This window comes from Atribacterota bacterium, from assembly GCA_028717805.1.
Lineage (GTDB): Bacteria > Atribacterota > Phoenicimicrobiia > Phoenicimicrobiales > Stramentimicrobiaceae > Stramentimicrobium.
The window spans coordinates 1-10,488 of sequence record JAQUNC010000055.1; the positions used below are offsets into that span (position 1 = coordinate 1).

General features: G+C 35.4%; 10 protein-coding genes. All 10 read right to left on the minus strand.

The window, feature by feature from the left end; translation table 11 throughout:
• A partial coding sequence (locus PHD84_09665) for an ATP-binding cassette domain-containing protein (GenBank protein ID MDD5638064.1) occupies positions 1 to 205 on the minus strand: 205 nt, incomplete at its 3' end.
• A gap of 416 nt (positions 206 to 621) precedes the next feature.
• The gene (locus tag PHD84_09670) at positions 622 to 981 is read right to left on the minus strand and encodes an aminotransferase class III-fold pyridoxal phosphate-dependent enzyme (GenBank protein ID MDD5638065.1); all 360 of its coding nucleotides are present in this window, start codon (positions 979 to 981) and stop codon (positions 622 to 624) included.
• Between the two features lie 21 nt (positions 982 to 1,002).
• Complete coding sequence (locus tag PHD84_09675; protein MDD5638066.1) at positions 1,003 to 1,299, minus strand: aminotransferase class III-fold pyridoxal phosphate-dependent enzyme; 297 nt, start codon at positions 1,297 to 1,299, stop codon at positions 1,003 to 1,005.
• A 1,136-nt stretch (positions 1,300 to 2,435) separates the two neighbouring features.
• Positions 2,436 to 3,800: a nickel-dependent lactate racemase gene (larA, locus tag PHD84_09680; protein ID MDD5638067.1), complete on the minus strand. Its 1,365-nt coding sequence runs from the start codon at positions 3,798 to 3,800 to the stop codon at positions 2,436 to 2,438.
• A gap of 63 nt (positions 3,801 to 3,863) precedes the next feature.
• Positions 3,864 to 5,273, minus strand: coding sequence for an FAD-linked oxidase C-terminal domain-containing protein (locus PHD84_09685; protein MDD5638068.1), 1,410 nt, complete (start codon positions 5,271 to 5,273; stop codon positions 3,864 to 3,866).
• On the minus strand, positions 5,263 to 6,276 hold the full coding sequence (locus PHD84_09690) for an electron transfer flavoprotein subunit alpha/FixB family protein (GenBank protein MDD5638069.1): 1,014 nt from the start codon (positions 6,274 to 6,276) through the stop codon (positions 5,263 to 5,265). The genes PHD84_09685 and PHD84_09690 overlap by 11 nt, the downstream gene beginning before the upstream one ends.
• Positions 6,277 to 6,291: 15 nt before the next feature.
• Positions 6,292 to 7,095: an electron transfer flavoprotein subunit beta/FixA family protein gene (locus PHD84_09695; GenBank protein ID MDD5638070.1), complete on the minus strand. Its 804-nt coding sequence runs from the start codon at positions 7,093 to 7,095 to the stop codon at positions 6,292 to 6,294.
• Between the two features lie 853 nt (positions 7,096 to 7,948).
• Complete coding sequence (locus PHD84_09700; GenBank protein MDD5638071.1) at positions 7,949 to 8,893, minus strand: carbohydrate kinase family protein; 945 nt, start codon at positions 8,891 to 8,893, stop codon at positions 7,949 to 7,951.
• A gap of 60 nt (positions 8,894 to 8,953) precedes the next feature.
• A complete protein-coding gene (locus PHD84_09705; protein ID MDD5638072.1) occupies positions 8,954 to 10,342 on the minus strand; it encodes a monomethylamine:corrinoid methyltransferase in 1,389 nt (462 codons plus the stop codon).
• Positions 10,343 to 10,381: 39 nt separating this feature from the next.
• The coding region (locus PHD84_09710) for a cobalamin-binding protein (protein ID MDD5638073.1) at positions 10,382 to 10,488 on the minus strand (107 nt) is incomplete at its 5' end.

Sequence of the window (10,488 nt, forward strand, 5' to 3'; positions counted from 1 at the left end):
CAGAATTAAAATATATTTTTCCTTCTGTTGGTGGAAATAATCCGGAAACAACATTAAAAAAAGTAGATTTCCCTGCACCGTTTGGTCCAATTAAACCATGAATGGTATTCTCTTGAATGTTAATATCGATATTCTTTAAAGCTTGTAAACCACCAAAATTCTTACATAGATTTACAACTCTTAATATCGTCTTTCCTCCTATCATTATAAAATAATATTTCTCCTTTAGATAGAACTGTGATATGTCTTCAAAAATTTCCCATATTCTTCTACTTATTCCTCAGCTAGCCTCCTACAACAGGCTTCCACTTCCTTTTAATTCATCTTTGTTTAGTGTTTAGTGCAATAATGTGCAGCAAATGCATCATCCAGTATCTCCATAGCTTTATCTAGCTGTTTTTCAGTGATCACCAGAGGTGGCTGAATCCTGAGCACATTTCTATAAATACCACCTAATCCTATCAGTAAATTATTTTCTCTGCACAATTACCGTATTTGTATTGCCTCTTCTGCCGCCGGTGATTTGTCTTTATCCTTTACCAACTCAATACCAATCATTAAGCCTTTGCCTCTCACATCACCGATGAGATTGTATTTTTTCATAAGTTCATCTCTTAATTTTTAAATAAAATAGTTTCCTTTTTCTAAAGTTTTCTCAGGAATTTTCTCATCTAATAAAAATTCGATGTTAGCGATTGCCGCAACACAGGATACCGGATTTCCTCCAAATGTAGATAAGTGATCCCCCGGTCTAAAAGAACTGGCAATCTCATCCCTGGTGATAAAAGCACTTAAAGGGAATCCTCTGGCAATGCCTTTGGCTATAGTCATAATATCAGGTTCTATTTTATAATGCTCAATAGCAAATAATTTACCAGTTCGTCCAAATCTCGACTGCACTTCATCGTCAATAAATAAAATTTGAAAATCAGGTAGCATTTGTTCTGCCATGAAAAGAACACTGTAAGGCAATGAATTCATATTTTCCAGTAAATTGTTTAGCTATTCTAACGCACCTTCAATAGCTTCAGTTCCACTATTGGAAAAAAATGTTTTATTGAACCTGCCAGGAGTATTTTGGACTAATTTTTCCGCTAATAATGCAGGTGGTTCTGAATAATACAAATAGGTATAACAATGTACTAATTTATCTATTTGTTCCTTAACAGCCTTAATAATTCTTGGATTTCTATGCCCAGCATTGTTTACTGCAATACCAGCAAAGCAATCAATATACTCTTTACCACCGATATCATATACCAATACTCCTTCAGCATGACTAATTACAACATCTTCCATTTTCTTAACACTATAAGTATTGACATACTTTTCATACTTTTACTTAATATTCATTTGATTATCCTATCCCACCTTTAGGATTAAATTAACATTTACCATTTAGCAATAGTGATTTATTTTGTTTTTGTTGTATTTATCATTTTTCCATAATTTGACTATTTCATAATAACCTCTTCGTTATTAATATTCAATAATAAAAGGCTTTGTGGTTTGTGTCAACAACTGGTAGGTACTTTTCCTCACCTCAATAAATATGGAAATTAATAGCATACTCCTATATTCTTTTGTAAATAATTCAATTAATAAATTAGGTAATCAGTTCATTTAGTTTATCTTTTCTCTGGGGATGCTGGTCTTTTTCTTCTTCTGTTTTTGCAGGTGGATGATGTACCGTCTAATTCCAAATAGAGAGCCTCCTGGTCTGATTTATTTGAATTTAGCATTGTGTATTTTAAGGTTTCAGTTAGGTTTTGGTCAAAGACATCTTCTTCTTTTTGAATCTGAGTATCCTTGACCTGCACCTGTTTTCGGATAGCCTCAAAGCTGACGGAGTTCCCGCAACAGTATTGGTGGTTGCTAGCAAGATAAGGAAAAAAGGCCAGTTATCTTCTGATAATGAGTGCTCATACGCTGATTGGACTTGAGATCCAAGACCTCATCCAAAAGACAACGGTAATGACAATGACCTTCTTGATCTCGGTAGAGATGTTTCTGATAGACCATATTACCTAACATGGTCAAGAGGTATTTATTGTGCTTTCCACAATTGGTGAGTTTGCTTCTTTGTCTTTCTTCCCTTAATTTATTGTCAAGGTAATTTAGTATTTCGATTAGGATAAACTGGCCTATGATTTTGGCTACATTAAAAACAAATTGCTCTAGATACTGGAATTGAGTTTGCTTTCTGGTATAGTTAGCTCAAAAGATGGTAGGGTAATAGTAAATTTTAATTCTTTCATAAGGTAGATTTACCTCCTATTTAGAAAAAGAATGTTTCTTCTTTTTCTTTATTTTATTTCTTGAGGTAAGTCTACTTTTTTGTTGACTCACTGGCAAGTGTTATCCTAGAAAACACCTATTAAAATTTAACACTATCACTTTATAAATTTTATATTAACTGATAAAGAGTTAGAGATTCATTTTATTTTAATAACCAGATAAGGTCCCTCTCTCAAAAAAGCCATAGAAGTGTTCTCTTTCTTTAATACACAGTGGTAAATAGCCTGTTGAAGCATAGTAGTAATATCGGGAGGGTACTCCTTGATAAATTGATACCCGCTTACTACTGGTAGGGTAACCAGGATTTCGGGAGGGATGTTGACGGTACAATAGATGAGATGTTCTTCTCCTCCTATTCGCAGAAAAAGCTGTTCCCATTTCTGCACTTCCCACTGGTCATGAGTAAAGTCCCACTTGGAACTTAAAAGTAGAGAAGAGAAATTACCCACACCCACCTCTTTTAGTTTCTTCAGTAAATCTTTGTAATGTTGGCTGCCAATAGGTTCCCTATCCTGGTTATGGGCTAACAGAATAATGTATCCTCCCTTCTTCACTGCTGGTAGGGCAGCCCAAGCTCCTTTGATAGCTTGATAATGATTTAGGGCTCCTTTCCCTCCATGGGTTAAGACAACATCGTATTTATGATCTATGGTAAGTTCTGAGAAGAGACGCAGCTGATTCACTACCTTCTGGTGAGATTCCTCCAGATTCCCGGTAGTAATACCACAGATGTGCAAGTCTCCGTTTAGCAAGACATTTACTGCGAAATCAACTCTGGTTCTCCGTGCTACTTCTAAGGCAAACTCATGACAGGGATTATGGGAAAAGATGAGATTATCGGCATTAGGATCAGCCATAAACTCAGGTCCATGAAAGACCTGAGTAGCCTCCAGATTAACCAGTCCGGGACAGATAGCTTTTCGGCCTCCAGAGGCACCAGCCATAAAGTGGGCTTCTACCAGTCCAGTTACAATATGTAGGTCTGATTGGATAAAATCCCTGTTAATCTTTACCGGAATTCCTTTGACCTCTCCTATAGAGACCAGATCTCTACTATAACAATCATGGTCTAGCAGTTGATAGTGATTAAAGATCTCGTCTCCAAAGACTTCCCTCTTCCAGCTATCAGTAGTAGGAGTATGGGTTCCGGTGCCAATGATAATCTTGATATGCTGTCTTTGAATACCAGCTGTTGCCAGACGAGAGAGGATGGGAGAGAGGATATTTTCACTATTGGTACAATTATAAGGTATCGGACGGGTATTATCAGAGACGACAATAGCTACAGTAAGTTCATCAGCAGGTTTGGAGTGGGAGGAGACAATATCCTCAATTCTCTTGCTCTGGATAGGATTCTGGAAGGCATAGTCAATTTCTTCTGCTACCTTCTCAAGAGGCGGAACTGGTTTCATCTGTAATAGATCACAGGTAGTAGGGACTTCTACCGTAAGATTATTCTTTAAATACTCAATGTTTATTTTTTGCCAACTGTAGGTACTCATTCTCTCCTCTAATATTGAATTTTAAATATTTTTTAATTTTTCTCATTAATTAATTAATTTATTTTAGAAGATCTTTCCTGGATTCATTATATTCTTAGTATCAATAGCATTTTTTATTTTCTTCATCAACTTAATTTCTTCTTCACTACAAAATAAATTTAAATATTCTTTTCTTTTTAGACCAATACCGTGTTCTCCACTAATAGTTCCGCCCTTTTCTTTAACTAGATGATACAGGTCCAATAAAATATTATTTTCTATATCTAACCACTCTTGGTAAGTTTGAGTAGGATTCTTAACTATTGTAGCATGTAAATTGCCATCACCAGCATGACCATAGCAAGGTATTAAAATACTATATTTTTGGGCAATTCTTTGAATCTCTTCCACAACCTCAGCAATTACAGAAATCGGAACTACAATATCCTCTATGCTTTGCTGAGGACTAATGACCTTAAAGGCTTCTGCGATATTTCTTCTTACTGCCCAGACTCTTTCTTGCGTAGTATAGTTATCTGCTACATAAACTTCTAATGCTCCTTGGTTTAGACATAGTTCGCCAATAGCTTCTGCTTCTAATTCTACTTCTTGACGATTATTTCCATCTACCTCAACTAAAAGCATTGCACCAGCTTGTTGATAGGGTAGATGCTCATTCAAATACTGACAAGAGGTCTGCACTGAGAGTTGATCCATAAATTCAATAGATGTGGGAATGATTTTAGTTTCAGTCATGATTTTTGGTACACTCTGGATAGCCTGATTTAGATCTTTATACAAAATTAACAGATCAACAATTGATATCGGAAGCGGTAATAACTTAATAATTATTTTTGTCACAATTCCTAAAGTGCCTTCTGATCCTATAAAAAGTTGTTTTAAATTATAGCCAGTAACATCTTTAACCCTCTTGCCGCCTAATGTTACTATTGCACCATCAGGCAAAACCACTTCCAATCCCATAATATATCGATCAGTAACACCATATTTAACTGCTCTACCTCCCCCGGCATTTTCAGCTACATTACCACCAATAAAGCAGGTCTCCACACTCATGGGATAACCAGCAAAGAACAAACCAAACTCTTTTACTTTTTCATTCACTTCATTAGTAACTACTCCCGGTTCTAGTGTTGCCATCATATTTGGGGTATCAATTTCTAAAATTCTATTCATTTTCTCTAACGAAATAACTATGCCTCCATGAACTGGAATAGCGCCACCAGAAAGACCACTACCAGCTCCCCGAGGTGTAACTGGTATATTATTCTCATAAGCTAATTTCATAATTTTAGATATTTGTTCAGTTTTTCTTGGCATTATAACAACTTCAGGAAAATGTGCAAACTGATCAACAGGTGTTTCATCATGAGTATAAGGCTCTAATTTTTCTTTATCTACAAAAACAAAATTTTTCCCACAAATTTCTTCTAGTTTTTTTATAATAGAATGGGATACCGGATTATATTTCATTTGTTTTCCTTTTTTCTTCCAATTTCTTCTTTAATAAAGGTACAATTTCAAATAGGTCGCCTACAATACCAAAATCAGCAATTTTAAAAATATCTGCTAGGGGATCATTATTTATGGCTATAATAGTTTCCGAGGTTTTTATTCCGGCAAGATGCTGTATAGCCCCAGAAATCCCAATTGCAAAATAAGCTTTTGGATTTACCGTTTTACCACTTAAGCCTACCTGATGAGGGTAGGAAATCCAACCCCTATCCACTACTTCCCGGGATGCACCGACAGCCGCTTCTAGCTGTTTAGCTAACTCACGAATTAAAGCAAGGTTTTCCTTTTTCTTTAATCCTCTACCACCAGATACAATAATATCTGCTGTTGAAAAATCTATCTCCTCTTTTTCATTTTTCTGAAATCCCATATGTATTACTTTTTGATCAAAAAGAGCGTCATCAATCTCTATGGAAATAATCCTTCCTTTTTTGTTTTCATCTCGAAGAAGCATCTTCCTGGACTTTGGTCTTACAGTAGCCATCTGAGGCTTTCTTTCTGGTGTTTTGATAGTTGCCATTATATTTCCACCAATAGCTGGTCTAATCTGTAACAACAAACCGGTGTCTTTTTCGATTTTTAAATCAGTACAGTCAGCAGTTAATCCAGTTCCTAATTTTACTGATAAATGAGGCATTAAAGTTCTACCCTGTGTAGTAGCTCCAGCAATTACGATTTGAGGTTGAAATTTCTTGATTAAAAAATCAAGTATATTGCTATGATTTTCTACAATAAAAGGGAATAAATATTTATGACTTATCCTGTATACACGATCAGCTCCTCGATAAATTAATTCTCGTAACTCTTCTTCTGGTAAATTATTACCAAAAACAACAGCAGACAATGGAACATCCAGTTCTTTAGCTAAAGGTCTTCCCCACGCCAATAATTCGTAGGAGATATTTTTAATTTGTTGGCTTTCAGTTATTTCCGAAATTGTCCATATTTCTTCTTTTTTCATACTACCTTACCTATTTTAAAATGATATAATTTTTCTCTTTTCTAAGAAAGAGACTAATCGGTCAATCGCTTCTGATAATGTTCTTTCATCTTTTGCTTTTAATATAGTTCCTTTTCTAACCACCGGTGGGCGATATATTTTAACCACCCTTGTAGGAGAACCCTTAAGACCTAATTTATTTCCCGGAATACCAATATCTTTACAATTGTAAACTGGTATATCAATAAAACGTGCTCTCTGTTTTCCCCGTAAGGTAGGCAGGCGAGGATATGAGATTTCTTTTACTACAGTCAATAATGCTGGCAAAGGTATTTTTAATCTCTCAGTGCCTTCTTCAATCAAGCGCTGTACAGTAATGTATTGTTTATTAACACTTTCTATCTTCCTGGTATATGTAGATAAGGGTATATTCAAAAAAGAAGCAATTCCGGGACCTACCTGACCGGTATCCCCATCAGTAGCTCTTTCCCCTGTAATAATTAAATCGTAAGCCTTAATTTTCTTAATTGTTGCAGCAAGTGAATAGGCAGTTGCCCAGGTATCCGAGCCGGCAAATTCCTTTCCTGATAGGAGTATTGCCTCATCAGCACCCATTGCTATAGCCTCCCTTAAAGCTTCTTCAGCTTTTGGTGGTCCCATACTAATAACTGTGATGTTTCCACCATGCTTTTCCTTCAACTGAAAAGCTATTTCAATGGCATATAAATCTAGAGGATTGATTATATTCTCAACTCCCTCACGTATAATGGTTCCTGTTTCTTCATTTATCTTTACCTGACTGGTCTCAGGAACCTGCTTAACGGGAACGATGATCTTCAAACGAACCTCCTAAAAAAATAGAATCCAAATCAAAGTAATGTGACACTATCCTTGTTTTATATATAAAACAAGGTAATAGTAATACATGCCACGCTTAAAATGATCTTTAATAAATCTGTAATTGGATTAATGTTAAGTAATAATTACTCTTGAAATGATTACAATTGATTATAAGCTAAAAACATCTAAAATATCCATATCTTAAAAAGAAAAAGATTCCAAATAGCATCAAATAATACTAAGCAATTTTATTTAAATCATTGACTTATAGTACTTTGAAAGCTTCAGTAGAGAAAATAGCTGATAAGCTTTATTTTATTATCCTTTTATCTATAATAAGTCATAAAAATACTAACCAGCAAGGAGACTGTTCAAGTCTTTCAGTTAAATATGGCACAACAATTGGACCAACATAATCCAATACTATCATTGACCTTACCCCTATAATTCAGATGCCTATTTGAAGCACTTTTGTTAACATTAACATTTCATATTCCTCTTGACTGTAATAACTAATAGAGGAATGCAATCTTTTCCTGTTGTAAAAGAATTCAATTTATTCGAAGATAACCTTTGTGCTTCTTATCTGGTTTTATAAATATCCTAGTAATTAATTCCATTTTTATTGTATGGTAGTAATTTCCCCTCACCGCGTTATAAAGAGTAGTTACCCTTACTATTAATAAAACATAGTATACCATGTATTAATCAATGGGGCTAATACAATTCACTATCATATGAGTTGCTACTATCGGAATCTAAGAGTAAGCCGATAAAGTTGTATTTACTATTTGAGTTAAATATGGTTTTTAAAAACAGTTAGTTTTGGAAGGTGTCCATATAATATGAATTATTAAATGTTTAAATCCTCTGATGTGGGCATTCCTTCCCTGGCACCAAACTTTTGACAATTATATGCACCACATCGAGCACCCAATTCCACAGACTTAGCTAAAGACCAGTGACCTGCCAGACCAAATAATAATCCTCCGTGAAATGCATCTCCTGCTCCTACTGTATCAATTACTTTTACCTTAAAAGCCTGTTGGTGAGCTGCGGGTTTACCAGGTTCACAATAATATACTCCATCGGGACCTACAGTGATGATAGTATTAACTTCAAACTCCCAGGCTAACTTTTTCGTAAGTTCTTTGGGTTGAATGTCAGGATATAATGTGCTCATAGCATAATAGTTTGGAATAAGAAAATCAGATTGCGCAATAATTTTTCTGACTATATCTCTGTTACCATTACATTGCTTAATCGGATCTAAATCAATATCAACCAGAAGTTTGGCACCAATTTTCTTCACCTGTTGACAAAATGTTAAGGTAATATCTAGAGGTATTTCCCCTACTTCTACTATTATCCAATTATCTTTCTCTATATTAGAAGAAAGAGATGAAATATCTTCAAGATTTATTTCAGCGAGACTATTTGGTATTAAGAATCCCCCAATCCGCCTTTTTTCTTCCCCAGCATAAACTGCCAAATTAAAAGGAGAACAAACTGATTCATCCCAAATAATATTTGAACAATCCACCTTTTCTAAATTGAGTTGTTCTTGAATCAAATGGCCAATCCAGTCATCACCCAATTTACCCAACCAAGAAGTTTTTCTACCCAACCTGGCTACTTGTATTAAACAATTAGCAACTGCTCCTCCTCCAAAAATATCAGTTTTTTGAGCTAGTAGTTTATCTTTATAATCATAACCTAAATCAGGAACTTGGATACGAAAATCCAATGTAGCGCTTCCAAATCCATAAATTATGTTCTCTTTCCCAATGGCTTTCAATTAAATACCTCCTTAAGAGTAATTTGTTTTGTAGCTTAACAATTTTCTATAAGATTCTTCTTACTTATACTTTAATTTTTCCAAACCTAACTTAAATAGTTCATCAATAACCTCATTATATAAATCCTGGTAAGACCGTTTTGGAACAAAATTATCAAGATCGTATAATTCATTAATAGTATACCCTTCTGGAGGATGTTTAATAATAGGTTCATATTTACTCAGTAGTATTCTAAGAATATTATTAGCACATTTGCGATTTATATGTGCTGCGGCTTTGCATATTTGTCCCATAAACCATGATTCAACTGGTGTCCCAAAATCCTCTTTATGACCAATAAAAAATTTCCTGGTTCCTCCTTGTGAGTGAGCACCAGACACAGTGGCTGCTATATGTCCAGCTGCTGATTCATAAAAATATTCTTTCGTTCCAGGACCTGAACCGGGATGATCTCCCATACTGTAACTCAGTATAGCGTGTGTATTGTTTGCTAACGCCTGAATTGCAATACTTCCAATCCATAAAGTTTTTCTAGACATCCTACTTTTCTCATTAGCGGGGATAACAAGTGGTGCAAGCACAACTCCTTTCATAACCATTAAGCCTTGTAATGCACTCGCTACAGTTACTAAAGCTGCTCCTTCAACACTTCCTCCAAATCCTCCGTTCACTCCGTAATTACCTGAATCTAGAACTGCATGATTTAAATGAGCCCAAATAGCTCTATTTAATATATCAGTTGTCACTAAAAGTTCTGCAAGTCCATGGGCTTCAAAATAATCTGTCGAACGCATTCCTCTTTCCCTGTCAAAACATGCAATAGCAGCAGTTACACCTGGCGCATTATTTCTTATATACATTCCCGGTCTACCAGCAACATTAATTGCTCTTCTTAAAATTTCAGTTGACTTTCTGTAAGCCCATAACTCAGTTGGTGTACCTGTTAGAACTTCATACTTTCCTTCAATCGTAGGGATAACTCCTCCCCAGATTCCATCTGTCTGTGGATGTTCAGCACATGCTTTATAAATTTGGAACATAATATCTTCGGAACTATAAAGTATTGTTTGGTTCCCTGCACAAACTGAAGGCTCTGGTCCTTCATCTACACATAAAGCATTAAGAATTGAGGCATCCCTTCCTTCTCCTAAAACAACCTGGCTCGGCAGATTGTCAAGTGCCTCATAAACTTCGTCTTTACTAAAATGAATAACTCGCCCCTCATCAATGTGGTACACCCCAACTTCTTCAAATAATTCTACTCCTGCTTCAAAGACTCTTCTTATTAATTCATTATCAGTAGGGATTATCTCGTCTTCATCACGCTTAATATCATACTTCTTTACCAATTTCTGACAGGCTCGAAATATATTCATACTAAAATCTTGCTGCATCATTTTAGGACCATTTTTTGCACGTTCAATAACTTCCCATATTGATATTGCCATAAAATACTCCTTATATTCAGATAATATTCTTATATTATTTTAGCTAATTAATTTCTTTGCAACTTTGGCTGCCAAGACTCCGTCTTCAGCAAAGCCGTCTGCACCAATCTTATCCGCCCATGCTTGGTCTACAGGGCCTCCCCCTA

Coding starts and splice junctions, on each gene's coding strand:
- PHD84_09675 (MDD5638066.1), bottom strand. CDS start 1,299: ATGGAAGATGTTGTAATTAGTCATGCTGAAGGAGTATTGGTATATGAT.
- PHD84_09670 (MDD5638065.1), bottom strand. CDS start 981: ATGAATTCATTGCCTTACAGTGTTCTTTTCATGGCAGAACAAATGCTA.
- PHD84_09685 (MDD5638068.1), bottom strand. CDS start 5,273: ATGAAATATAATCCGGTATCCCATTCTATTATAAAAAAACTAGAAGAA.
- PHD84_09705 (MDD5638072.1), bottom strand. CDS start 10,342: ATGGCAATATCAATATGGGAAGTTATTGAACGTGCAAAAAATGGTCCT.
- PHD84_09690 (MDD5638069.1), bottom strand. CDS start 6,276: ATGAAAAAAGAAGAAATATGGACAATTTCGGAAATAACTGAAAGCCAA.
- larA (MDD5638067.1), bottom strand. CDS start 3,800: ATGAGTACCTACAGTTGGCAAAAAATAAACATTGAGTATTTAAAGAAT.